The 23783-nt window shown below is 73.6% G+C and carries 26 protein-coding genes and 1 tRNA gene; 8 read left to right on the top strand and 19 right to left on the bottom strand.

The genetic code is table 11. The features are described from left to right. Nucleotides 1-12 precede the first annotated feature (12 nt). From AC3CHW_RS24070 to AC3CHW_RS24015, 12 genes are all read right to left on the bottom strand, one after another. Nucleotides 13-819: a hypothetical protein gene (locus tag AC3CHW_RS24070; RefSeq protein WP_488467853.1), complete on the bottom strand. Its 807-nt coding sequence runs from the start codon at nt 817-819 to the stop codon at nt 13-15. After that, the gene (locus tag AC3CHW_RS24065; RefSeq protein WP_488467852.1) at nt 816-1355 is read right to left on the bottom strand and encodes a hypothetical protein; all 540 of its coding nucleotides are present in this window, start codon (nt 1353-1355) and stop codon (nt 816-818) included. Before AC3CHW_RS24065 ends, AC3CHW_RS24070 begins: the two co-directional genes overlap by 4 nt. Then, a complete protein-coding gene (locus AC3CHW_RS24060) occupies nt 1352-1696 on the bottom strand; it encodes a hypothetical protein (RefSeq protein WP_488467851.1) in 345 nt (114 codons plus the stop codon). The genes AC3CHW_RS24065 and AC3CHW_RS24060 overlap by 4 nt, the downstream gene beginning before the upstream one ends. Beyond that, nucleotides 1693-1893: a hypothetical protein gene (locus tag AC3CHW_RS24055; RefSeq protein WP_488467850.1), complete on the bottom strand. Its 201-nt coding sequence runs from the start codon at nt 1891-1893 to the stop codon at nt 1693-1695. Before AC3CHW_RS24055 ends, AC3CHW_RS24060 begins: the two co-directional genes overlap by 4 nt. Continuing rightward, nucleotides 1890-2213: a hypothetical protein gene (locus AC3CHW_RS24050; protein ID WP_488467849.1), complete on the bottom strand. Its 324-nt coding sequence runs from the start codon at nt 2211-2213 to the stop codon at nt 1890-1892. Before AC3CHW_RS24050 ends, AC3CHW_RS24055 begins: the two co-directional genes overlap by 4 nt. Beyond that, nucleotides 2210-2383, bottom strand: coding sequence for a hypothetical protein (locus AC3CHW_RS24045; RefSeq protein WP_488467848.1), 174 nt, complete (start codon nt 2381-2383; stop codon nt 2210-2212). Before AC3CHW_RS24045 ends, AC3CHW_RS24050 begins: the two co-directional genes overlap by 4 nt. Next, nucleotides 2383-2667, bottom strand: a complete 285-nt coding sequence (locus tag AC3CHW_RS24040) for a hypothetical protein (protein WP_488467847.1) — start codon at nt 2665-2667, stop codon at nt 2383-2385. Before AC3CHW_RS24040 ends, AC3CHW_RS24045 begins: the two co-directional genes overlap by 1 nt. Continuing rightward, nucleotides 2664-2843, bottom strand: a complete 180-nt coding sequence (locus AC3CHW_RS24035; RefSeq protein ID WP_488467846.1) for a hypothetical protein — start codon at nt 2841-2843, stop codon at nt 2664-2666. Before AC3CHW_RS24035 ends, AC3CHW_RS24040 begins: the two co-directional genes overlap by 4 nt. Next, nucleotides 2840-3238: a hypothetical protein gene (locus AC3CHW_RS24030; protein WP_488467845.1), complete on the bottom strand. Its 399-nt coding sequence runs from the start codon at nt 3236-3238 to the stop codon at nt 2840-2842. Before AC3CHW_RS24030 ends, AC3CHW_RS24035 begins: the two co-directional genes overlap by 4 nt. Further along, nucleotides 3235-3495, bottom strand: a complete 261-nt coding sequence (locus tag AC3CHW_RS24025) for a hypothetical protein (RefSeq protein WP_488467844.1) — start codon at nt 3493-3495, stop codon at nt 3235-3237. Before AC3CHW_RS24025 ends, AC3CHW_RS24030 begins: the two co-directional genes overlap by 4 nt. After that, nucleotides 3495-3899: a hypothetical protein gene (locus AC3CHW_RS24020; protein ID WP_488467843.1), complete on the bottom strand. Its 405-nt coding sequence runs from the start codon at nt 3897-3899 to the stop codon at nt 3495-3497. Before AC3CHW_RS24020 ends, AC3CHW_RS24025 begins: the two co-directional genes overlap by 1 nt. An 81-nt stretch (nt 3900-3980) precedes the next feature. After that, nucleotides 3981-4316, bottom strand: a complete 336-nt coding sequence (locus AC3CHW_RS24015) for a hypothetical protein (RefSeq protein WP_488467842.1) — start codon at nt 4314-4316, stop codon at nt 3981-3983. A 523-nt stretch (nt 4317-4839) separates the two neighbouring features. On the opposite strand from AC3CHW_RS24015, the gene AC3CHW_RS24010 reads away from it, so the two are divergent. Then, nucleotides 4840-5229 carry a hypothetical protein gene (locus AC3CHW_RS24010; RefSeq protein WP_488467841.1) on the top strand — a complete coding sequence of 130 codons (390 nt, stop codon included), beginning with the start codon at nt 4840-4842 and terminating at the stop codon, nt 5227-5229. Nucleotides 5230-5448: 219 nt separating this feature from the next. After that, on the top strand, nt 5449-5592 hold the full coding sequence (locus AC3CHW_RS24005; RefSeq protein ID WP_488467840.1) for a hypothetical protein: 144 nt from the start codon (nt 5449-5451) through the stop codon (nt 5590-5592). Nucleotides 5593-5609: 17 nt separating this feature from the next. Here AC3CHW_RS24005 and AC3CHW_RS24000 read toward each other — a convergent pair whose 3' ends face one another. Continuing rightward, nucleotides 5610-6587: a tyrosine-type recombinase/integrase gene (locus AC3CHW_RS24000; protein WP_488467839.1), complete on the bottom strand. Its 978-nt coding sequence runs from the start codon at nt 6585-6587 to the stop codon at nt 5610-5612. A gap of 113 nt (nt 6588-6700) precedes the next feature. After that, nucleotides 6701-6773 (bottom strand) — tRNA-Arg (locus AC3CHW_RS23995). 377 nt (nt 6774-7150) lie between these two features. Here AC3CHW_RS23995 and AC3CHW_RS23990 point away from each other — a divergent pair. The 6 genes from AC3CHW_RS23990 to AC3CHW_RS23965 all read left to right on the top strand — a co-directional run bounded on the left by AC3CHW_RS23990 (nt 7151) and on the right by AC3CHW_RS23965 (nt 18554). Further along, nucleotides 7151-9124: an ATP-binding protein gene (locus tag AC3CHW_RS23990; RefSeq protein ID WP_488467838.1), complete on the top strand. Its 1974-nt coding sequence runs from the start codon at nt 7151-7153 to the stop codon at nt 9122-9124. 1115 nt (nt 9125-10239) lie between these two features. After that, nucleotides 10240-12609, top strand: a complete 2370-nt coding sequence (locus tag AC3CHW_RS23985; RefSeq protein WP_488471151.1) for a GTPase — start codon at nt 10240-10242, stop codon at nt 12607-12609. 407 nt (nt 12610-13016) lie between these two features. After that, on the top strand, nt 13017-13457 hold the full coding sequence (locus AC3CHW_RS23980; RefSeq protein ID WP_398607308.1) for a DarP family protein: 441 nt from the start codon (nt 13017-13019) through the stop codon (nt 13455-13457). Continuing rightward, entirely contained in the window at nt 13447-16590 is a 3144-nt protein-coding gene (locus tag AC3CHW_RS23975; protein ID WP_488467837.1) for a tetratricopeptide repeat protein, read from the top strand. Before AC3CHW_RS23980 ends, AC3CHW_RS23975 begins: the two co-directional genes overlap by 11 nt. 113 nt (nt 16591-16703) lie before the next feature. Then, entirely contained in the window at nt 16704-17174 is a 471-nt protein-coding gene (locus tag AC3CHW_RS23970; protein WP_488467836.1) for a hypothetical protein, read from the top strand. 348 nt (nt 17175-17522) lie between these two features. Then, entirely contained in the window at nt 17523-18554 is a 1032-nt protein-coding gene (locus AC3CHW_RS23965) for an aliphatic amidase (protein WP_488467835.1), read from the top strand. Between the two features lie 846 nt (nt 18555-19400). On the opposite strand, the gene sbnB is transcribed toward AC3CHW_RS23965, so the two are convergent. The 5 genes from sbnB to AC3CHW_RS23940 all read right to left on the bottom strand — a co-directional run bounded on the left by sbnB (nt 19401) and on the right by AC3CHW_RS23940 (nt 23523). Next, complete coding sequence (gene sbnB / locus AC3CHW_RS23960; protein ID WP_488467834.1) at nt 19401-20402, bottom strand: 2,3-diaminopropionate biosynthesis protein SbnB; 1002 nt, start codon at nt 20400-20402, stop codon at nt 19401-19403. A 188-nt stretch (nt 20403-20590) separates the two neighbouring features. Beyond that, nucleotides 20591-20809: a hypothetical protein gene (locus tag AC3CHW_RS23955; protein ID WP_488467833.1), complete on the bottom strand. Its 219-nt coding sequence runs from the start codon at nt 20807-20809 to the stop codon at nt 20591-20593. 74 nt (nt 20810-20883) lie between these two features. Beyond that, nucleotides 20884-22005 (bottom strand): AMP-binding protein, encoded by a 1122-nt coding sequence (locus AC3CHW_RS23950; RefSeq protein ID WP_488467832.1) that lies wholly within the window; start codon nt 22003-22005, stop codon nt 20884-20886. A gap of 155 nt (nt 22006-22160) precedes the next feature. Then, nucleotides 22161-23081 (bottom strand): ornithine carbamoyltransferase, encoded by a 921-nt coding sequence (locus AC3CHW_RS23945; protein WP_488467831.1) that lies wholly within the window; start codon nt 23079-23081, stop codon nt 22161-22163. Between the two features lie 241 nt (nt 23082-23322). Continuing rightward, nucleotides 23323-23523 (bottom strand): MbtH family protein, encoded by a 201-nt coding sequence (locus AC3CHW_RS23940; protein ID WP_488467830.1) that lies wholly within the window; start codon nt 23521-23523, stop codon nt 23323-23325. Between the last annotated feature and the right edge of the window lie 260 nt (nt 23524-23783).

The following is a 23783-nucleotide window of genomic DNA, read 5'->3' as shown; positions in this document are numbered from 1 at the left end:
AGGTGGGTCTCCTTATGCGATGAGTGCTTCGAGCTGGGTGCTCTGGGCTTCGGTGTTGGCCCCCGGGCATCCGACGGACAGGTCGGTGCTACCGGGGCGTAGCCATGGGCAGAAGCGGCAGTTGGGCCGCTCGGCCATGGGGATCTGGTGCCAGCGCTCGGGGTGCGCCTCGGGGTCGAGGTCGAGCACTCGCTGGCGGATGCGGTCGAGCCGGGCCAGCGCGGCCTCGGCGACGCTGCGGTCGTACGGCTCGGACCACACGTGCACCTTGAGCTCGTGGTGCCGCGCGATGAACACGACCACTACGCGGTCGGGTGCCTGGCCAGCGTTTTCCTGACCGAGTCCGTACAGGTGGGCCTGCACGCGGTACTTCTCGCCCGGGCCTTGCCGGCGGTAGCGGTCGTGCGAGCTGCTGCCGACGAGCTTCCAGTCGTAGTTGAGCCTGGCCAGCCGGTCGTACAGGTCGGCGCTGCCGCGCAGCGAGGACTCCTCGGTGTAGCCCTCGCGGACGGTGACCTTCTCCTCGATGGCGTAGCGCAGCACCCCGCCACCGATGTCGACCTGGCGCGCGGCGAACTTCTCGGCCATCCACATGTGGAACCCGGTGCCGATGATCGCGGCGATCGGGTCGAGCCGGTCGTTGGTTCGTGGCCAGGCGAGCATGCGGTAACTGAGCTGCCGCTCGCACGGTTCCCCGACGTCGGAGGGCCCGATGGCGACTTGCCGGCTGCGGTCGCTGGCAGCGTCAGAGGCGATGATGAACTCGCCGATGCGCTCAGCAAGCCGCTCGCCGAATTCGTCGCTCCCGGTGGCGATCACGCGGCACCTCCCGGGTGAGCGGAGATCACCGCGCGGATCGCCTTGACCGAAGGCGCGTCCCCGCCGGCGGGCTCATCCGGGGTCACGGCGTGGCCGCGACCGAAGAGCCGCACGCGGCCCGGCGGGCAACCGCGGGAGTGCCAGGTGACCTTGTACGTCCACCGGTCGCCGCGAGCGTCGGGCCGCTCACTCTCCCGAAGCAAGCGGCCGACCTGCACGGTGACGAAGGGCTCACGGGTGTACCCGGGCGGAGTCCACTGCACCAGGGCCAGCCAGCCATGCCCACGTGCGTGGTCCACCAGGCCCGCGGCGATGGAGGGCAGTGCGTACCCGACAGGAGGGGTAGCGAGGATCTCTCGCACCCTCCCCGTGATGGCAGCCAACTCTTCCCGCGCGGTGGACGCCAGCGCGCCCGCGGCACGTGCGGCAGCTCTAAGCTCGCCCTCTCGGTTGAGCAGTTGGCGATACTCGCGGGCCAGCGCCGCCTGACCTGTCACCGGGGCGCTGGTGGCCCCGGCCTGCACGGTCGTCGTCATGCGGTATCACCGCCCGTCGGCGTGCCCCGGTGGGCCAGGAAGAGGCGCACCGCACCCCGATCGATCTTGCTGGCCATCGTCGCGACGGCGTGCGCCTCACGGTCGCGGCTGCCGACGGAGCCGTACTCGCGGGACTTCTTCGTCAGCCACTGCACGACCGCGGCCTTGGCCTCGGCGAGCGCGGCGGCGCGCACGGCCGCGTCGTGCCGGTCGAGCAGGGCCTCCGGCGTCTCGTCGCCGATGGTCGTCGCCTCGGAGGCGTGGAGGCCGGCGAGGATGTCGGCCCTGGCCGGCCCGTCGGTGCTCGCCGGCGGCAGGGGTGCGTCCTGGTAGGTGCTCACGCGGCACCCCCGGCCTGGCTGTCGCGGCACTGCGGGCACAGGTCCCGGCTGCCGGTCTGCCAGCCCTCGGCGCGCGCCTCTCGGCGGACGGCGGCCAGGCTGGGGGTGTCCGGGTCGCCGCCGTACTCGGCGTCGCACACCTCGCCGTCGGCGGGCTGGCCGTCGCAGGTGATGATGCGGATCGTCAGGGCGCTCACGCGGCACCGCCCGTCTCGGCGGCAGCCGCAACCGCGTCCGCGTTCAGCAGCGCCACCATGTACGCGGCCAGCCAGGCCGACCCGGTCTCGATGTGCGGGTCGGGGCAGCAGTCGTAGACACCATCCGGGTCGGGCGCGGGCCCGCCGGGAGCGTCCGTGATCACGGCGTGCTGGTCGTCTACCCCCTCGGCGGTGCACACGGGGGCGATACCGGTCGGCCCCTCGCTGTCGGTGTAGATCACACGCCAGCGCGTGTCGATCCCGTCCGGCAGGATGCGGCCGGCAGCCTCACGGGCGGCGGCCAGGTCTCGGGCGCTCACGCGGCGCTCCTCTCGGTGGTCGCGGTCGGCGCGGCGGGGCGCCGGGTGGTGGTGGGGTGGCCGTCCTCGGCCAGGGCTCGGGTCCGGCTGTCGGCGGTGAGGTCCCAGCGGATGCAGTCGCTGGTGTGGCCGCAGGCGTCGCAACACGAGCCGCAGTCGCAGTCGGGCATCACTCGTCACCGCCCGCCGGCTCGTCGGGGCCGTGGTCGTCGTCGGCGAACCTGCAGCGCGTCGAGCAGTAGACGCGCCGGCCGGCCGGGATCTGCGCGTCGCACTCGGCGCACGTCGGGGCGGCCTGGGCCGTGGCGGCGGCGAGCGCGAGCGTCGCGTGAACCTGCGCCGCTGCGATCAGCCGGTCCGCCTCCGGGTTCTCCCCCTCATACGTCGTCTGGTCGCTCGACGCCGCGTTGGAGAGGAGGTTCTCCGCCTCGCGGAAGTGCTCAGGTCCGGTCATCGGGGGCTCCCAGGGATGTCGTGGCGGCAGTCGGCGCGGAGAGCGGAAGCGCGGGCGCGGGAGGCGGCGACCGGGTCCGTCACCGGCCGGGGCCGGCGCTCGGCCCGGACGCTGACGGCCCAGCACACGGCCAGCCAGCCACCGAGCAGCAGCGAGATCAGCGCGAGGAACGTCACGACGCACCCCCGTCCGCGAGCCGGATCGGCTCCCAGATCGCGGCGATCGTCGTCGCCCGGTCAGCCAGCCACGCGCGAACGGCCGGCTCGTCGGCCTCCGTCACCACGCAGACCGTGGACCGCAGGATCGCCTTGCGCTGGAGCACCCAGAAGATCTGGAGTCGGTCGGCAGGGACCTCTTCCTCGTAGGGCGTGTAGTCGTCGGGGTCGGCGCGCTGCCAGTCCCAGCGGAACACCAGGTTGAGGTCGGGGTCGTTGCTCCCCCACTCCTCGTAGAACTCCGTCCACGATTCGTACTCGGTGTGCACCTCGTGCCAGCGGATGCCGGGGACGAAGTAGTTGCCCTCGGTGCAGTAGTAGGGGTGGTCGATCTCCCACAGGTGCGGCTCGGTCACGACGCGCCCCCCGGCGTCCACCCCGGGTAGTCCGCGTCCGTGGACACCGCGACCTCCGGGTGCAGCACCAAGTGCAGCGAGCAGGACAGCGCCGCGACCTGCCCGTCGGAGGCCAGCGCGGCCTCGCGAGCGATGGCGTCCCGCAGCACCTGCGGGTCAGCCGGCGGCGGCGAAGTGCGCGCCTCCAGGTCGGCCAACTTCACGTCCAGGTCGGCGATGTCGGTCCGGCGCGGGGCCGGCGTCGGTACGGTGGCCATCACCGCTCACCCGCCTCGGTGCGCTCGGTCAACGCGTACTCGACCGGCGCGTCCGCCACCTGACTCGCCCAGGCGCGGACCACCACGCCCTGCACCACGCCCTCGGCCTCCGTCTTCCACCAGCCGTCAGCCTGCGGCGTCACCACCGGGCTGACGCTCAGCCACTCGGCCAGCAGCAGCACGTCGGCGGCGGTCGTGCAGTGAGCCGACAGGCGGTACTCGCCGTGCTCCAGCGGCCCGAACCTGTACGTGCTGGTCTCGATCGAAGACGGCAGGGCAGGGGCGTACGCGGTCAGGTGCTCGGCCGCCGCCAGGGCGTGCATCAAGCTGTCGCGCAGGGCCGCAGACGGCCGGGTCGGCAACGGCGGCAGGGAGGACGGGCGTTCGGTAGGCTGAGCGCTCATGGCTCTACCTCTTTCTCTTGTGTGAGGTGGGGTCGGGGTCGTCCCAGGCCGGGCAGTCGGGGGCGGCCCCTTCTTCGTGGGTCAGGCGGCCGGACGGCGGCCGGCGGCGCGCAGTTCGCGCAGCTCGGCCTCGATCCGCTTCTGCTTCGCCTCGGCCCGCTGCTTGCTCTTCGCCCGTCGGGCTCGGACTCCCTCGATGGCCAGGGCCGAGAAGTACGCCGACCGAAGCGAGGCAGCGATCTGCTGGATTTGCTCGTCCGTGGCGGTCGGGTGCTCGCGCCGGGCCTGGTCGAGGAAGCGCGTGTGGTGCGAGGCGCGGCGAGCGGCCTCAGTCCGGGCCCGCCGGTCGGGCGTCTTCGACCAGCTCACATGCGCCGCGAGTCGTGCTTTCAGGGACTTCTCGCTGGGGGTGTCCATGATCTGGATGGTCCTTTCGAGGAGTGTCCACGTCCGTGGACGTGGACAGTGGCTCAAAAAAGAGAGCGCCCTGATGGACGCCGAGCGCGGCGCTTATGCGTTGCGCCCTGTCGGCGTCCGCCGTGGCGCGGCGGCGGGACAGGAGGGCGTGCACGAGGCTCTTAGAGACGCCCGCCTCTGCCGCCAGGCCCCGGACGCTAAGCGATCTGCCGCCTGGTGCGTAGCGCATCAACAGGCGGAGCAGTCGTTCGTCGGTCAGGGTGAGGCGGTGAGGCATGCGGCTGCTCCTTGGTGCTGTCCACGATCGTGGACATGCACTACTTAAGCACATCGCTCAAGCGGTGTCCACGTTCATGGACGCTCTCCGTGGCGCCATTTTTCAGCCGCTGCGCCCCCCGGTATCACGCGGGCGCCCACGATCGTGGACAATACTTGCGACAACAGGAATGGTTGTGTCCTCTGACCAGGGACTTTCTCCTGCGGCGCCCTGCGCTGGTGTGGACACCTAGCGGAGAGGCAGACGATGCCGGAGCAGCAAGACGCCCTAACGGAGCTGGTGCAAGCGCACGTCGGGCGCGGACCCGGGCGCCGGTGGAGCATTCGCGAGTTCGCCGAGCGCGCCATCGACCCGGAGACCGGGTGGTCCCCCTCGAAGAGCCTGATCGGGAAGATCACTTCTGGCCAGGGGTACACCGTCAGCCCGCCGCTCATCTCCGCACTAGCGGCCGGCCTAGAGCTGCCGCGTGACGTGGTTGCTGCCGCAGCCCATTTCCAGCTCATCGGCTACGAGGACACCGAGCTGCAAGGGCAGGCACAGGTGACGCTGCGTCAACACCTCGACAGGGTGGGGCAAGGCTCACCTAAGTCGCGGGCGGTGGCCGACCGATGGGCAAAGGATGACTCTGAGCAGTAGAAACGGCTCACCCATGGGCGCTCGTTTGATGCAAATCTTGCCTCGGTCATTGCATTCTGTACGACTACTGCATGAGATGGACGAGTAGTCGTACAGTGATGTGACCTCGCGCTAATCGAACGCGTGAACGGATTCGGCATGCCCGAACCCGACGGCGGGACAGGGGGTCATGTGACAGATGTCTACGTGGAGCGAGCAGCATTGGATGATGGGGTTCCCATGATGTGCAAGGACTCCGGCGGCACCACCCCGGTACGAGTTGCCTACGACCCCTCGCAGGCCGACGAGGCCGCAGCACTCCTCTGGCTCATCCTCCGAGTGCCGCGCCTCGTCGGCGATGGCCTCACCATCCATCGCACGTAGCCCCTACCGGCGGCCGGCTACGCGAGCCGGTCGCCGGGGCTCAACTTCGCGTGCGCCATGCGGGCCCGCTCAGCGCCGGCCGACGACGCGTACCGGCTGAGCATCTGCCGCGACCGCCACCCCGTGATCCTCATCAGGTCATCCTCGTTCCCGCCGCTCACCTTCCACTGGTGCGCGAAGGTGTGCCGGAACTGATGCGGATGCACCGGCGGGATGCCGGCGATGGCGCACCGTCGCTTGAGCATGGCCCCCACCCCCCAGATCGTCAGCCGCTGCCCCCTGTTGCGGTCGCCCCACCACAGCCACGAGTCCTCATCGAGCGGCTTGCCCTTGTGCTTCGCCGCAGCGCGCAAGTACCGGTCGAGAGCGGTCACACACGTCCTGCCGAAAGGCACGGATCGGGTCCGGTCGCCCTTCCCCAGCACACGCAGCACCATCAGGTCGAGGTCGAGATCCCCGACGCGGCGGTCGGCGACCTCGCTGAGCCTCACCCCCGTGTCAAGCAGGAGCAGCAGCAGCGCGGTGTCGCGGCGGTCGGCGTACGCCTTGCCGCTACACGCCTTGAAGAGTCGCTTCAAGGCGGCCTCGGGGATGATGGGCACCTCAACTTCGGGGACCGTCGGCGGCTTCATGGTCCGCATCGGGGAGCGGTCGATCTCCTCTTCGTCCGCCAGCCAGTTGAACATGGTCTTCAGCGAGCGGAAGTGTTGGTTCGCGTTGCTCGCGGAGGTGCGTTGCATGGTGGCGGTGATGTACGCCTCGACGTGCTCCCGGTGGATCTCGTCCAGGTCGGCAGGCGCCGGCCGGCCCGGCGTGCCGTCGTCGTGGACTGGCGGCTGGTAGCCGGCCTCGGCATCGAGGAGGAAGGCGGCGAAGGCCCGCCCCGCGTGGCCGTAGATCCGAAGCGTGTTCGCCGATTTGTTCTGGGATCTGAGCGCCCGCAGCCAGGAGTTGACCATGGGCAAGAGGTCGTACCGAGGCGGTGTCTCATTCATGCCGGCCATAATGCGTCCACGGTCGTGGACAGTCAAGGCGCTTGGCCTATAAGCGATGTGCGTGCGACACCGAAGGGGCCTCTCGCGCGTTCGCGCTGGTGAGGCTGGGTGTGCGCCCCCGGCAGGACTCGAACCTGCGGCCAAGCGCTTAGAAGGCGCCTGCTCTATCCACTGAGCTACGGGGGCCGGTTGTGGCCGCGAACGGCTGGTGAAGCCCCGGGCGCCTGCGTCTCCGACCGTTGGGCCGTTGTGCCGACGGCCGAGCGGGGCGGAACCGTGACGTTGCCGGGACAAGGATAGGGCTCCGTACGCCTCATCCCGGTTGCTTCACCTCCGTGGCACGTTGTGGAGGTTCCGTGAAGCGATGCCGATAATCGCAGGCAGGTGCGAATCCTGCACGGGTTTTCACGCAACAGCGGGCGGGTGTTGTGCACTCGTTATGCCTGCGCCTCAGCCACCACGCCGCTTCCCTGTCCCTTCTGCGGTGATCCGGGCGGGTCTCATCGGCGCGCAGAGGGGGGTATACGCTTCAAAAGCTAAGCAAAATTGGGCATTGTTCCCATGTGGCGACCTTGGACGTACGGCCCCGACTGCTTGACGCGCTGTCCGCACTGCGTGACCGTGTTGACGCCACACGCTTCCCGCTCCCGCTTCCCGGCGCGGCGCGCGCCCGGCGCAGCCGTGCCGAACTCCTCGCCCAGCTCGACGACTACGTCGTGCCCCGACTGAGCGCTCCCGAAGCGCCGCTGCTCGCGGTGATCGGCGGCTCCACGGGGGCCGGGAAGTCCACGCTGGTCAATTCGCTCGTGGGGCGGCGGGTCACCGAGGCGGGCGTGCTGCGGCCCACGACGCGTACCCCGGTCCTGGTCTGCCACCCCGAGGACCGCCACTGGTTCTCCGGCCGGCGCGTGCTTCCGCACCTGACCCGCGTGTGGATGCCGGTCCAGGACGGCCCGCAGGGGACGGGCCACGAGGCGTACGACGAGGCGTACGACGCGCCGTACGACGGCCCGTACGGCATGGGGGACGGGCGGGTCGGGGGCGGGACCGGGCTCGGGCTGCGCCCCGGCCCACGGGATGGGCCGGGACGCGGCTCCGGGCTCGGGCTCGGGGGCGGCGGGGTGGCCGGGGCGTATCCGGTCCGGGGGTTCCACGGGGAGTACGGCGGCTACGCGGGCGGCGCGGGCCACGGGAGGTACGCGGACGGCTACGCGGACTACGACGACTACCCGGCGCTCGGTGGGCTCGGCGCCACCGGGTCGCGGGCGGCTGACTACGTGCCCGACGAGCCGTACGACGCGCTGGTGGACTCGTTGCGGCTGGAGACGGACCCGGCCCTGCCGCGCGGGTTGGCCCTGCTGGACGCGCCGGACATCGATTCCCTCGTCACCGAGAACCGCGAACTCGCCGCCCGGCTCATCTGCGCCGCCGACATCTGGGTGCTCGTCACGACCGCGACGCGGTACGCCGACGCGGTGCCCTGGCACCTGTTGCGGACCGCCAAGGAGTACGACGTGACGCTCATCACCGTGCTCGACCGGGTGCCGCACCAGGTCGCCGTCGAGGTCGCCCGCAAGTACGCCACGCTGTTGGACGAGGCCGGGCTCGGCGAGGTGCCGAGGTTCACCATTCCGGAGCTGCCCGAGTCAGCGGGTGGCGGCAGCGGGCTGTTGCCGGCCTCGGCGGTGGCGGCGCTCCGGGGCTGGCTGGCGCGGCGCGCCGAGGACCCGGTGGCCCGCGCGGCGGCTGCCGCGCGCACCGCCGAGGGGGCCGTCGCCGCGCTGCGTACCCAGGTTCCCGCGCTGGCCTCCGCCGCCGCGGCCCAGCACTCCGCCGCCGTACGGGTCGCCCAGCGGGTGGTCGACGCGTACGCGCGGGCCGAGGAGCGGGCCCTGCGGGAGATCGCGCAGGGTGCCCCGCTCGCCGGCGACGCGCTCACGCACTGGCACTGCTATCCACGGGACGTGCCCCCCGACGCGCTCCTGGACGCCCTCGCCTCGTCTCTGGCAACCCTGTTGACCTGCGTCGTCAGCGCCGCCGACGCGGAGATCGACCTGGCGAGCCAGCGCGACCCGGCGGCGGAGGCGACGCTTCCGGCGCCGGACGTGGCCGGGGTCGCGGGCCGGGCCGGGGTGGCCGCGCGGCACTGGCGGCGTTGTGTCGAGGAGCTGGCCGAGGAGGAGGCGAGCGTCGCCGAGCGGGCCATGCTGCCCGACCCGGACGCGGTCGCGGCCCTGGCGGTCACGGGGCTGCTCGGCGGGCGCCGGGCCCGCACCGCCGGCGAGGCGCTCGCGGACCTGCTCGGCGTGCACGGCGCGCTCCGGTTGCGGGAGCGCGGCGGGGTGCTCCTTGAGGAGTGCGTACGGCGCGTCCTGGACGCCGAGCAGGATCGGTTGCTCGCCCCGTTGGACGCACTCGACATCGCGGCGGAGCAACAGGCCGACCTGATCGCCGCCCTTTCCGTACTGCGGAAGGAACACCCCCACGCGGCGGCATGGCCGCCGGCACGGCATGCATCGGAGCGGAGAGAGAGGTGACCGAGATGACGGCCATGGAGCCGGGCCCGGAGTCCGAGGGCGACCGCGCGACCACGACGAGCCGCGCCGGGGCGGGCAACGGGGCGGGCAACGGGGAGGGCCCCGGGGCGCCCCCTGGGGCGAGCCCGGCGGCGGGCCCTGGGGCGGGCCCTGCGAACGGGGTCGAGGCGGCCGTCGTCGTTCCCGCCCCTCCGCCCGTCGCCACGTCTGTCGCCGCGTCCGTTCCTGTCGCTGTTCCCGCGTCCGAGCCTGCCTCGCTTCCCGTTCCCGACCTCGCTTCCGATGGCGATGTCGGTGCCGATGGTGAGGGTGGTGGCGATGTCGCGAGCGGTGGCGATGCTCAGGGTGGTGGCGGTGGCAGTGGCGGTGGCGGCGGCGATGTGACTTCTGTGGTCGGTGGCGTGGAGGGGGTGGAGGGGCTCCACGTGGCGGAACGGGGTGAGGTTGCGGGTGTTGACGTTCCGGCGGTGGACGTTCCGGCGGCGGAGGTGGCGGGCGTTGAGGACGTCGATGGTGGCTCCGGTGACGCGTCGCGGCGCGGCGGGGCCGAGAGCGGTGGGGTGGCGGATGGGGCGGCCGGGGGGCCGGCGGAGTCGGTGTCCGGTGCGCCGGAGTTGAGCGTTCCGGGCGGGGCTCCGGCGGTCTCGTCACGGCATTCCTGGGACGACGGGTTGATCGCGCGTCGGGCCCCGAAGCCCGTGGAGACGGAGGTAAAGGAGGCGCCGGCCGCGCTCGACGGCGACGGCGGCGGGGGTTCGGAGGGCGCGGGCGACGGCGAGGGGCCGGGGAGCGCGGCGGGCCCGGCGTGCTCGGGGGACGCGGCAGCGGGCTCGGAGGATGCCGGGGCACCTACGGACAGGGTGGAAGCCGCTGGAAGGACGGACGCCGTCAACTCGGGGGATGCTGGTGGCTCGGAAGTGGGCCAGGACCTGGGGGCGGGTGGGGGTGCCGCTGTCGCGGACGGTGCTTCCGTGCGCGGGGGCGCGGGGAGTGCCGGCGAGGGGCCGGTAGCCGACGGGGCGCTCGGGGAGGGCGCCGACGCTGACGCGTACGCCCTCGCCCGCGCCGTGAGCCTCCCGGGCCACGGAAGAGACGGGTACTCGTCGGCGTACGGCATGGGGGGCGGGGCCTCGTCGGCGTACGGGGGCGGGGGCGGGTACCGGCGGGGGGCGCTGGGGTACGGCGTGGCGAGCGGCACCCTGGGGGCGGCGGCGTTGCGGAACCGGCTGGCGGCGCTGCGCGAGGTGGTCGCGCTGTCCCGTAGCCGGGTGGACGGGCGGACGCTCGCCGAGGCCGAGAAGGTACTCGACCAGGCGGCGGCCCGGGACCGCTACTCGCACGGCCACACCGTCGTCGCCCTCGCCGGCTCGACCGGCAGCGGGAAGTCCACACTGTTCAACGCGCTGGTCGGGGCGCCGCTCGCGGCGGCCGGCACGCAGCGGCCGACCACCTGCGCGCCGCTGGCCTGCTCGTGGAGCGAGGACGCCGAGGGGCTGCTCGACCGGCTCGGCGTCCTGGTCGCCGACCGCCACCGCCCGGCCCGGCCGTACGACCCCGCGTTCGCCGGGCTCGTCCTCATCGACCTTCCCGACCACGACTCGGTCAGCGTGGGGCACCGGGCGAGGGTGGAGCGGCTGCTGGGGCTCGTGGACGTGATCGTGTGGGTGGTCGATCCGGAGAAGTACGCCGACGCGGTGTTGCACGAGCGCTATCTGCGCCCGCTGGCCGGGTACGCCGAGGTGATGGTCGTCGCGCTCAACCAGGTCGACCGGCTGCCGGGGAACGCCGCCGGGCAGGTGGTGGACGATCTGCGGCGGCTGCTCGACGAGGACGGGGTCGCGCTCGGCGAACACGGCGAGCCCGGCGCGACGGTGCTGGCTCTGTCGGCGCTGACCGGCGAGGGCGTGGGTGAGCTGCGGGAGACGCTGGGGCGGTTCGCGGTCGACTGCGCGGCGGCCGAGCGGCGGCTGACCGCGGACGTCGACGGGGCCACCCTGCGGCTGCGCCCCGCCTACCTGGCCGAGCACCACGCCGGGCTGAGCGAACGGGCCTGTGAGGAGTTCGAGGACGGGCTCGCGGACGCGGCGGGCGTGGTGGCGCTCGGTCAGGCGGCCGAGCGCGCGTGGTTGCGCGCGGCGGCGCACGCCTGCGGCACGCCCTGGGCCCGGCTGGCCGAACGGCGCGCCTCGGGCCCGCGCCAGCGCCCCGCGCCCGTGGAGTCCGCGACGGCTCGCTCGTCCGACACCCGAGAAACCAGATACACCCGGGACACCAGGGACACCAGGGACACCAACAGCGCCAACACTCGCAGCAGCACAGGAAGCAACACCCGCACCAACGCCAGCGTTGCGGCGGGGTCGGCCGGCACGGCCGGTGCCGTGGCCGCGATGGTCGCACCGGGCCTCGCGGGTTTCGCACGCTTCACCGGTTCGGTGGACGCGACGTTCGCGCCGGGCCCGACGTTCACGCCGGACCCGACACTCGCACCGGACCCGACACTCGCGCGGGGCGCACCGAACGCGCCGGACGCGGACCGGTGGCCCGCGGGGCGAGGCGAGGCGTGGGAGCGGCGCGCGGGGAGTGAGGCCGCGGGGGCCGGGGAGTTGGTGGGGGCCGGGGGTGTCCCCTCCCCGACAGCCGAAGGCGGCGGGCCCCCGGCGGCGGAAGGCGGCGGGCCCGAGTTCTGGGTCGGCCCGAGCGACCTCGCGGCCACCCAGCGCGGACCGGTCACCGACGCCGCCCCCTCGGGCAGCGGTTCGCCGGCGGCTGGCCCCGAGGCGTTCCCCGCCGCCGTGCCCCGGGGCCGGCTGGCCGCGCCGGCGCCCGGCACGCCCGTACCGGCCGAGCCCGCCACCTCCGTACCGGCCCAGCACGCCGCCCCCGCGCCCGGCGAGCCCGCCACCCCCGTACGGGCGGAGCGGGTGGCTGCTCCGTCGGTGGCGCGGCCCGCCGTCGAGCACGCCGTACGGGCCATGGCCGACGATGCCGCGGCCGGGCTGCCCCGGCCCTGGGCCCGGGCCGTGCGCGAGGTGGCGCAGAGCGCGGCGACGGGGCTGGCGGAGGCGTTGGACGAGGTCGTGGAGGAGGTCGCCGACCGCGCGGTGAACGCCCCGGGGCGGGGTGGTTCGCCATTGCGCCGGCCGCGCTGGTGGGCCGTAGCGGAGCTGGCCCAGAAGGCGTGTCTGGTGGCCCAACTGGGTGGCCTGTGCTGGTTGGTGGCCGCCATCGCGGGGCTGGTCGGCGGGGCGTGGTGGGTGCCGACGGCGCTGTTGGTGGCCGGCTGGGTCACCGGTCCGGCGCTGGCGCACCTGTGCGCGTGGGCGGCGCGCGGCCCGGCCCGCCAGCACGGCGAGGAGGCCGAGCGGCAGTTGCGGGAGCGGGTGGCGGAGTGCGGGCGCGAACGCGTCCTGGAGGCGGTGTTGGCGGAGCTGGCGCGCTATCGACAGGTGCGCGAGCGGTACGTGGTGGCCGCCGGCGGGGTGTGAGGCGGGGCCCGGGACAGACGCGGTGACGACGAGCCCCGGGCCGGGGACGGTCTCCGGGCCCGGGGGACGGACGCGGGGCCGGGAGGAGAGTGGGCGCGGGCCGCGCGCGAACCGAGCAGAGGATCCCAGCCACCCGGCATGAGCGCTCCCGCCCCACTCCCCCACCTCCCCACCGCCACCCACGCCGCGCGTCCCGTTCGACTTCGACATGAGACGGTGGCAGGGGCACGGCGCGCCCCCTCGCGAGGCGTACCGCGCCCCCACGCGAGGCGTACCGCGCCCCCACACGGGGCGTACCGCGCCCCGGAGCCGGGCGCGGAGCGTACCTCGCCGCCGCGCAGGCGGTGCCGTGGAACCGGCACGACGCCTTCGGGCGTCAGGGTGGGATACGGACGGAGGGAGTCGGGGTGTTGGAGGACTTGGTCCTGGCGGGCGGGGGCGCCGTGGTGGGGGCGATGGCCACCGACGGCTGGCAGGTGGCCCGCGACGGCGTGACGCGGCTGTTCAGGCGCGGCAGCGACGAGGAGGCCGCGGGCATCGAGCGCCAGTTGGACAGCGACGCCGAGCGGGTCGCGCGGGCCGAGGACGCGGAGCGCGTACGGAACCGGTTGCTGGTGTTGTGGGCCGAGGAGTTGGAGACGTTGGTGCGCCGCCACCCGGAGCTCGAGCAGGAGTTGCGGGCGCTCATCGACGAGATCAGGGCGGCCACTCCGCAGGCCGAGCCGCGCATCAGCCAGCACAACTACGCCAGGGACAACAGCCAGCAGTACAACACCATCAACGGCAACGTCATCGTGCACCACGGGACCCCGGCGGAACGGGCGACGGAGATCACCGGTGAGCCGTGACCTGCCGCCGCGGCAGGTCTTCCACGTCACCAGCGGGCATGTCTACGGCGCCATCGGCGCCGACCTGCACGTCTACCGGGACCGCGGGCCCGTCTACGTGCTCGCGCCGTACCGCTCGCGCGCGGTAACGCCCGAGCGGGTCCCGCTCTCCCAACCCAGCCGGTTGCTCAACGCGCGGTACGAGGTCGTCGCGTTCACCGGCCGGCAGCGGGAGTTGGCGAAGCTGGCCGAATGGCGCGACGGCACGGACGCCCGGCTCGCCCTGACCTGGCTGCACGGTCCGGGCGGGCAGGGCAAGTCCCGGCTGGCCGCCCAGTTCGCCGCCGAGAGCGCGGCGGCGAACTGGCGGGTGGTGACCGCGACGCACGGGGCGGGCGCGGTGGTGGCCGGGGTGGGCGGCGATGACCTGAGCGTGGCCGGGGCGGCCGGCGTGCTGCTGCTCGTGGACTACGCCGACCGGTGGCCGGTCTCCCACCTCACCCTGCTGCTGAGCAACCAACTGCTGCACCACGACGTGCCCACCCGGGTGTTGTTGCTGGCCCGGGGCGTTTCGGCGTGGCCGGCGCTGTGCGGGGCGGTGGAGCGGGCGGACCTGGGGGCCGACACGGCGGACCTGCCGCTCGGCCCGCTCGACGCGGGGGCCGGCGCGCCGGCGGGCGGGGGTGGGGCCGACGGCGCGCGGGGCCCGGGGGCGCGCGCGGAGATGTTCCGTACGGCCCGCGACTCCTTCGCCGCCTACTACCGGATCGACCCGGACGCCGTCGCCCCGCCTGACTACCTGGACCGGCCCGAGTTCGGCCTCACCCTGGCCCTGCACATGGCCGCCCTGGTGGCCGTGGACGCGCACGCGCGCGGCGACGGCGTACCGCGCGGGCTGCCCGAACTCGCCGCGTACCTGCTGCGTCGCGAGCGCGAGCACTGGAACCGGCTGTACGAGAACCGGGTGGAGGGCCTGGAGTACGCGACGCCCACCGAGGAGATGCGGCAGGCGGTGTTCGCCGCGGCGCTCACCGGCGCCACCGGGCACGGGGCGGGCACCGCCGTGCTGCGCCGCCTGGAGGTGGCCGAGCCGCACCGGCTGCTCGCCGACCACGCCACCTGTTACCCCTCGCCCGGGGGCGACACCGTCCTGGAGCCGCTGTACCCCGACCGGCTGGCCGAGGACTTCCTGGCGCTGAGCTTCCCCGGGCACGGGGTCACGGAGTTCGGCAGCGTGCCGTGGGCCGCGGAGGCCGCCCGGGCGCTGCTGGCCCGCGACGCGCGGGGCGAGCCGCCGGCGTACGCGGCCCGGGCGGTGACGTTCCTCGCCTCGGCGGCGGCGCCGCACCGCTGGCCGCACCTGACGGACGGGCTCGCGGGCGTGCTGCGCGCCGACCCGGCGCTCGCCGTGGACGCCGGCGGCGCCGCGCTCAGCGCGCTGGCCGAACTCGACCTGGACCGCGCCCTGTTGGAGGCCATCGACGGTCACCTGCCGGAACTCGGCCAACTCGACCTGGACGCGGGCATCGCGCCGTTCGCCGAACGGCTGAGCGCGCTGCGGCTGGCCGCCAGCCGTACTCCGCTGGAGCGGGCGCGGCTCCACCTCGATCTCGGGTTCCGGCTGTGGCGGGCCGGCCAGCCGGACGAGGCGCTCGCGGCGACCGAGCGGGCGGTCACGGACTTTCGGCGAACCGACCAGGAGACGGAGTTGGCGGCGGCGCTCGCGCAGGCCAGTGAGTACGCCAGGCGGGTGGGCGACCGCACCCGGAGCCGGGTCGCGGCGCAGGAGGCCGTGGACCTCTACCGCCGGCTGGCCCAGAGCGACCCGGCGACCCACGAGCCGGGGCTCGCCGTGTCGCTGTCCCACCTCGGACAGGGGCTCCTCACCGAGCAGCGGGGCCGCGAAGCACTGCGGGCGATGGACCGGGCGACCGAGATCTTCCGACGACTGGTCGACGCCAACCCGGTGGCGTACGAGCCGGGCCTCGCGATGGCCCTGGCCAACCAGGGCTCGCTGCTGTGGAGCCACCGCCGGTGGGACGCGGCGCGGGAGGCCACCGAGCGGGCCGTCGCCCTGTTCCGGCGCCTGGTCACACCGGGCGGCGGGGCGCCGGCGGCGGACGCGGGGCCACCGGCCGAGGCGGACCCGGACGCCGGGGGCGCGGACGTCCGGAAGGCAGACGTCCGAGACAAGGACGCCCGGGGCGCGGATGTCCGGAAAGCAGACGCCCGGGACACGGACGCCGGGGGCGCGGAGAGCGGGCCCGGGCTCGGTCGGGCGGTGACGGTGGACGAGAGCGACCTCGCACTGGCACTGAGCAACCTGGGGGTCATGTACTGGAGCGCGCGGGACCGCCCCCGGGCGCTGGCCGCCGCCCGGGAGGCGGCCGACATCTACCGGCGCGTGGCGCGCGCCAACCCGGCCGCCTTCGAGCCCGAACTGGTCCGGGTCCTGAACGACCTGCGCGGCTTCCTGTTCCGCAGCGAGCGGTGGCGCGAGGGACTGGCCGTGGCCGACGAGGCGATGGGCATCGCCCGCGAGCGCGCGGCAGACGACCACGCGGCCCGGGCCCGGCTGGCCCGGCTGCTCGTGCAGTGCGCGCGAGGCCGCGTGCGCTCCGGGCTCGACGTGCACCAGGCCGAGCACGAGGTGGCGGAGGCCATCACCCACTACGAGCACCTGGCGGCGGCCCACGCCGACTTCGCCAGCCCGCTACGGGACGCGCGCGAGGCCCAGCGGGAGGTACGGGACAAGCTCCAGGGCATCCCGCCCGAGCCGCACCGCAACTGGACCGCCGAGGAGCACTGGGTCACGCTCCTCGGCCAGGACGAGGTCTGGCAGGACGCCCAGGACCACCGCTACCTGCTCGACACCATGACGCCGCGCTACTGCCGCAACGTCGAACGGTTCATCCTGAGCCAGGCCGACGCCGTCTACGACCTACTCGTACGCACCCTGCGCGTCGCGCCCGACACCCTGGACCGCGGCCCAGGGGAAAGCGCCGCCCAGTGGCTGCGCCGGCAGCCCCTCCTGGTGGCCCTACGCCGCCGCGCCGACGGCAAGCCCGCCAGGCCCCCGCTGTGCCACTGCGGGTACCCCATCGCCCCGGACTGGCAGCACGACCACTGCTACCCGGGCATCATCGTGGACTGAGCGGGCGGGGGCCGGCGCGGACTGTGCTTCCGTCCTGGTCTCGTCGGCTGACCAGTTACGATGCCGGTCCCCCCACGCTCATCAGTCCGTACGTGATCCGCCTCGGGGGACCCATGCACATCCGTACCGCCGCCACCGTCGCCGCCACCATGGTGCTCGGCTTGTCGCTCACGGCCTGTGGCGGCGACAGCGACAGCGGCGCCAAGCCGACGGGCTCTGGCCAGCGCAGCGACGCTCCCGAGTCCACCGGAACGGCCGACTCCGCCGACGCCGACGGCGACGATGGGAAGGCCGCGCTGGAGCACAGCGTGCGGGCGTACACCAAAGCCCTGTTCGGCGGCGACCCGAAGGGGCACGGCCTGCTCTCCAAGCGGTGCCAGAGCGAGATGCCGCAGGACCAGTTCACGGCCATGGCGCAGCAGGCACGACACGACTACGGGGCGCTCACGATCAAGACCTTCGAAGTCGACCAGATCAGCGGCGACATGGCCAGGGTGAGCTACGGCGTCGGTGTGCCGCAGTTCGAGCGCACGGCGCAACCGTGGTCACGTGAGGACGGCACCTGGCGCTGGGACGCCTGCTGAGCCGACCCCTCCACCACCGCCCGCCACCCCCACCGACACCAGGCGTCCCTCACCCCCCGCCCTCACCCCCCACATCCCAGACGCCCGGCCCATGCCGCCGATCGCGCCGCGGGGGTAGCGGGTGGGGCGGGTCCGCGCTTTGCTGGAAGTCCCGCGGAACGCGAGCGTCCTGTTCGCCGCTCCCTGTCCCCCAACTCCCCCCGCCTCACTCGGCACGCGCCGTACGACGCCTCCGGGCCCCGTCCGGCGCGCGGGACCCGCGCGCCGCGACCGCGTCGGGGCGTCCGGCGTGGTTCCCGCACCACACGAGGACTTCCCGCACCACACGAGGACGAGGAGGAGCGAGCGATGCGGCACGGTGACATCTCGTCGAGCCCGGACACGGTCGGCGTCGCGGTCGTCAACTACAAGATGCCCCGCCTGCACACCAGGGAAGAGGTGCGGGAGAACGCCCGCGCGATCGCCGACATGGTGGTGGGCGTGAAGAGCGGGCTGCCCGGCCTGGACCTGGTGGTCTTTCCCGAGTACTCCACCCAGGGGATCATGTACGACCGGTCCGAGATGCTGGCCACCGCGGCGTCCGTACCGGGGGACGAGACCGACGTCTTCGCCGCCGCGTGCCGCGAGGCGCGGGTGTGGGGCGTGTTCTCGTTGGCGGGCGAGCGGCACGAGGAGCATCCGCACAAGCCGCCGTACAACACGCTGGTGCTCATCAACGACCAGGGCGAGATCGTGCAGAAGTACCGCAAGATCCTCCCCTGGTGTCCGGTCGAGCCCTGGTATCCGGGCGAGTCCACCTACGTCTCGGACGGGCCGAAGGGCCTGAGGATCTCGCTGATCATCTGCGACGACGGCAACTACCCGGAGATCTGGCGGGACTGCGCCATGAAGGGCGCCGAACTCATCGTGCGCTGCCAGGGCTACATGTATCCGGCCAAGGAGCAGCAGGTGCTGATGTCCAAGGCGATGGCGTGGGCCAACAACTGCTACGTGGCGGTGGCCAACGCCGCCGGGTTCGACGGCGTGTACGCGTACTTCGGGCACTCCGCGATCATCGGGTTCGACGGCCGCACGCTGGGCGAGACCGGCGAGGAGCCGTACGGCATCCAGTACGCGCAGCTCTCGGTGTCGGCCATCCGGGACGCGCGGACCTACGACCAGTCGCAGAACCACCTGTTCAAGCTCGTGCACCGGGGCTACACCGGCACCGAGGCGGCGGGCGAGGGCGCGGCCGGCCTGGCGGAGTGCCCGTTCGACTTCTACCGGCTGTGGGCGAGCGACCCGCGGAAGGCGGCCGAGCACGCGGAGGCCGTCACCCGGTCCACGGCCGCGGTGCCACCGGTGCCGCCGGTGCCGCCGGGTGGGGGCGGTGCGACCTGAGCCGACGCGGGTGGCGGCGGGCCGGTGGTCGTGCGGGCTAACCCGCCCGCTCCCGGCCCGCCGGGCCGTGTTCGGCGCGTGGGTCGAAGGGGGTGCCGTGTTCCGTCTCGTACTGGTGGATGAGGTAGCCGGCGCGCGTGCGGTTGCGGGCCCAGCCCGCAGGCGCGCACCGGCTCGGCGAGTTCCAGCGGCTCCCACGGCGCCTCCTGCGGCCCACCGGCGCCCGGTTGGGCCGCGAGCACCTCGCGCGTGGCGTGCGCGAGCAGTTCGGCCACGCGGCGGCGGACCGGCAGGGCGCCGGTGACCGCCTCGGTGCCCTGCCCGCGCAGCCGGTGCGCGACGCCCTCCTGGTAGCGGTCGGCGAGGGCGGCCAGCTCGCCGCGCACGTGGCCGAGCGTCTCCTGGAGCTCGGTGATCCGGCGCGCGGCGGGCTCGACGAGGTGTAGCTCCGCGTAGTCCGGCGAGACGGCCGTCAGCCGACCCGGCTGCGCCTGCGCCGGCCGCAGCAGGCGCAGCCGCAGCAGCGCCTGGAGGCAGCCGGTCAGCTCGTCCTCGGAACGGCCGGTGCGGCGTACGAGGTCGGGCAGGCCGATGCTGGTGGTACGGCTCGCGTGCGCGTAGACCTCGAGTGCGGCGGGCTCCAGCGGCGTCAGGGACGCCAACTGTTCGATCTCGGCCTCCGCCGACGCCGCCTGGGGTGCGGGCTGGCGCCCGCGCCGGGGCGCGGCGCCGGCGGAGGGGGCCGGGCGCGGTGCGCGCGGGGGCGGCGCCGCGTCCGGCCCGGGGGCCGTCGCATCGATGTCGTGCGGGGAGGTCGTCACCCCTGTGCCTCCTGCCGGTGGCGCCCTACCAGCGCTTGGTCTCGCCGATGAAGTCCGGGATCTCGATGGCGATGCCCTGGCGGCGCGCCTCGCCCAGCACGTGGTGGCCGACGGCGAGGTCGAGGATGCCGAGGCCGAACGGGGAGAAGACCGTGGGCTTGGCGGGGTCGAGGGTGACGTTGCCCTGGAGCAGGGAGCCGAGCGTGCCGGTGACGAAGTCCCGTCCCCCGGTGAGCTGTTCGGCCAGGTGCGGTGATGTCTGCGCCTTGAGGCAGTGGTCGACGTCGTCCACCACGTTGTTGCTGCGCAGCAGCACCTCGGGGGCGATGTCGCGCAGCGAGATGTTCAGCAGCACCTGGCTGGGGCGCAGGGTGGTGTCCGCGCTGACGTAGGGGGTGGCCGCGGTGGTGGCGAAGACCACCAGGTCCCGGTCGAGGGCGTCGTCCAGGGTGTCGATGGTGACCGGGACGCCGAAGCGGGTGGTGGCGTGCTCGCTCAGGTGGCCGGCGCTGGTGGGGTCGAGGTCGTGGACGAGCACGTCGGCCACGGCCACGCCGGCCGCGTGCAGGTAGTCGAGGATGGTGCGGGCGATGACGCCGGCGCCGACGACCGCGAGCCGTACCGGTTCGGCCGCGGTGACCAGGCGGGAGGCGGCGACGGCGGCCGATGCCGCGGTGCGTACGGCGCTGATGGTCGCGGCCTCCAGGCAGGCCAGCGGGTAGCCGGTGGCGTAGTCGTTGAGCAGCAGCGTCGCCGAGGCGCGTGGCAGGCCCTCCTTGATGTTGTCGGGGAAGCTCGCGATCCACTTCATGCCGATGGTGTCCACGTCGCCGCCGAGGTAGGAGGGCAGGGCGATGACGCGCGCGTTGGGCTTGTCCGGGAAGCGCAAGAAGTAGCTGTCGGGGTTGACCGAGAGCCCCCGTTCGTGGGCGATGTAGGTGTTGGCGACGATGCGCAGGACGTCCTGGTGCGCGCCGGCCAGGACGGTGGAGACGGCCGCGCCGGGCACGACGAAGAAGTGGGACATCGACTCTTCCTTCTGGGGTGGGTGGGAGTGGGTGTGGGCGGGGTGAAGTGGCTGGGACGGCTGGGGAGTTGGCTGAGGCTGGCTGGTGGTGGTGCGGGCGGGCTGGTCCGCCCGGGGAGCGGGCGCCCTCGCGGGCCCCGCCCGTCCCCGGTCGCGCTCGGGTGGTCGCAGCGGCGGACTCCGGCTTCCTACGGACGCCGGGTCGCGGCTGACTCCACGGTAGTGAGGTGCTTCTCCAGGACGGCCGCGATCTCGGCCAGCGGCCCGGGGGCCGTCATCTCCAGGTGCTGGCAGTCCACGACGTGGTCGTGGATCCGGCCGGTGACGTACGGCTTCCACAGCTCGGCCAGCGTGGCGCCGGTCGCGGCCTCCCGGCCCGTGGTGCGGCCCGCGGTGAAGAACAGCACGTCGCCGTCGAAGGGCCGGGCGGGCGGCTCGGCGCCGATGCCCGCCTCGTTGCGGTAGGTGGCGTACAGGGCGTTCAGCGTCGCGCCCTCCAGGCCGGTGAGCGGGGACTCGGCGGCGCCGCCTGTGGCTCCCGTGGCGGGTGTGGCGCCTCCGGCGCGTGGGCCCGGGGCGAGCCGGTGGGCTCGTACCTCCCGTCCGGGCCGCCCGGCCCGGCCAGGTGGTGCGCGGGCTCGGCGTCCAACAGGGCGAGCAGCGCGACCCGTTCGCCGCTCGCGCGCAGGCGCGTGGCCACCTCGTGGGCGATCCGGCCGCCGGACGACCAGCCGAGCAGCAGGTAGGGGCCGTGCGGGGTGACCGAGCGGATCTGCTCGGCGTAGTCGGCGGCCATCTCGGCGGTGCTGGCGGGCGCGAGGTCGGGCCGGGTCAGGGCCCTGGCCTGGAGGCCGTACAGCGGCTGTTCGGCGTCGAGCAGGCCGACCAGGCGGGCCATCAGCATGTCGCCGACGGAGCAGTCGAAGCTGAACGAGGCGAACTGGAGCACCCCGTCGCCCTCGGTGATCCCGAACCGTTCGATGTGGTCGACGGCGAGGCTGGCCAGCCCGGCGTGGGTGACCACCACGCCCTTGGGCGCGCCGGTGGACCCGGAGGTGTGGATGACGTAGGCGGCGTTGTCCACCGCGAGCGGCCCGCGCCGGTCGGCATCGGTCAGGTCGGCCGGGTCCTGGCGCCCGACCAACTCGGCGGTTTCCGGATCGTCCAGCATCAACACCGGCGCGCCAGCCGGTAGTTGAGGTTCGACGGCCTCGGTGGTCAGCGTCAGCAGCGGCGCCGCCGAGCCGAGCAGCGCGGCGAACCGGGCGGCCGGGGACCCGGTGTCCACCGGGACGTACGCCGCCCCCGCCTTGGCCACGGCCAGCGAGGCCAGCAGCGTCCGCTCCGAGCGGGGCACCGCCACGGCCACCAGATCCTCGGGCCCGGCGCCACGGGTGACCAGCACCCGGGCCAGCCGGTTGGCCCGCTCGTTCAGCTCCCGGTAGGTGAGGGTGGTGCGGTCGTGGACGACCGCCGGATGGTCGGGCGTGCGCCGCGCCTGCGCCTCCACCAGGTGGGGAAGCGTGGCCGCCAACCCGGTATGGACCGTGTCGTTCCAGGCCACCCAAGCCGCTGCGGACTCGGTGGCGGGCAGTGGATTCACCGGAATCGAATCTCCCGCGTCGATGTGATCAGCTCTGAAACGCCTGTCCGTGGGCAGCAGTCAGCACCGGGCGTCCCCCGTCCGGACGGCGGGGCGCCACGCGGGCGCCCCGCACGCCGCCACCTCAGCGGGCAGTCAGCGAACGACAGTGCGGCTCACCGCTTCGCCACGCACCATTCGAGGACGGCCATGGCCGCGTACATCTTGTTCTCCGACTGGTCGAAGGCCAGGCTGTGCGGGCCGTCGAGCACCTCGGCGGTGACGTCTTCGCCACGGTGGGCCGGCAGGTCGTGCAGGAAGACCGCGTCCGGGCTGCGGTCCCAGAGCGCGGTCGTCACCTGGAACGGCGCGAAAACGTCACGCCACCCCGGGTCGGGCTTGCTGGTGCCCGTCGTCTGCCACCGGGTGGTGTAGATGACGTCGACGCCCTGCGGCGGGCTCGCCATGGAGTGCGTCTCGCTCACGCGCGCGCCGCTGGCCCGCGCGTTGTGCTGGGCCCGGCGCAGCGTCCCCGGGTCCAGGCCGTAGCCGGGTGGCGTCCGCAGCTCCAACTGGACGTCCGGGTAGCGGCTGAGCGTCAGCGCGAGCGCGGCGGCCGAGTTGTTGCCCTCCCCCACGTAGCACACGCGCAGCCCCTCGACGCGGCCGAAGTGGGTGAGCGTCGTGGTCAGGTCGGCGATGGCCTGCGTGGGGTGCTCGTCGGCCGTCATCGCGTTGACCACCGCCATCCGGTCCTGCCGGGCGAAGGCCCGCAGCTCGGCCGGGTCGCCCGCGGTCCGCACCACCAGCAGGTCCAGCATCCGCGAGAGCACCTCGGCGGTGTCCTCCAGCGTCTCGCCGGTATTGGTCTGGAGGTCGTCGGGCCCGAACGAGACGAGCTGCGCGCCGAGCCGCAGAGCGGCGGACGAGAAGGACGTACGGGTACGGGTGGAGGTCTTCAGGAAGTGGATGCCGGCGACCAGGCCGGCCAGTTGGTCACCGGAGCGGACGCAGCCTCGGGAGAACTCGGCGCCCCGCTCGACCAGGGCGCGCAGGTCCGCGTCGGTCAGGTCCTTGGTGGAAATCAGGTGTCGCATCGTGGCGTTGCTCACTGTCTACCTCTGCCTTTCACGACGCACCGGTCGGATGTGGAGCGTGGCTCAACTCAACCCAGCACCAGGTGAGTTGACGCCACGCGTGCGCACCGTGGCTGAGCCTCGCGGACGCGCGCGTCGGCCCTCGCAACGCGGCCGACGCCGCACCGGGCCCGGCCGCTCGCGGTGACGAACGACGGCCGGAGGGTGACGGGGCGGGCCCGGAACGGGGCGGCGCCCGGGGTCAGGTGGCGCGGGGCGTCGCGCGGCGCAGGCTGGCCGGCCGCATGTCGGTCCACACCCCGTCGATGTGCGTCAGGCACTCCTGCTTGGCGCCCTCGAACCCCTCGGCGCGCCAGCCCGGCGGAAACTCGCTGCCCACGGGCCAAACGGAGTACTGCTCCTCGTCGTTGAGCACCACGCGAAAGCGTTGGTCGTCACTCATGGACTCCCCCGAGCCAAGGCGGCCCCCCGTCAGAGAGCCGTACGGAATTCCGGTCATGTCCCGGTCATCTGCGAACACCGGTCGTGCGGTGGTTCTGGTGCCTGTGCTGGGTGGGGCTGGCCGGCGTCACCCACCGACGCCCGATCGCTCGGCGACCCCCTCGCCGCCCCGCTCGCGTTGGACTCTGCCACGGTCCGGGGCACCTCGCTACTCCCCACGCAGCGCTGGCAGTTGACGCCCAGGGAGAAGACGGAGCAAAG

Source organism: Streptomyces sp. MGP-BFMKR1 (assembly GCF_057766585.1).
The sequence above is the reverse complement of the archived record's forward strand: the minus strand, read 5'-3'. Positions and strand labels throughout refer to the sequence as shown.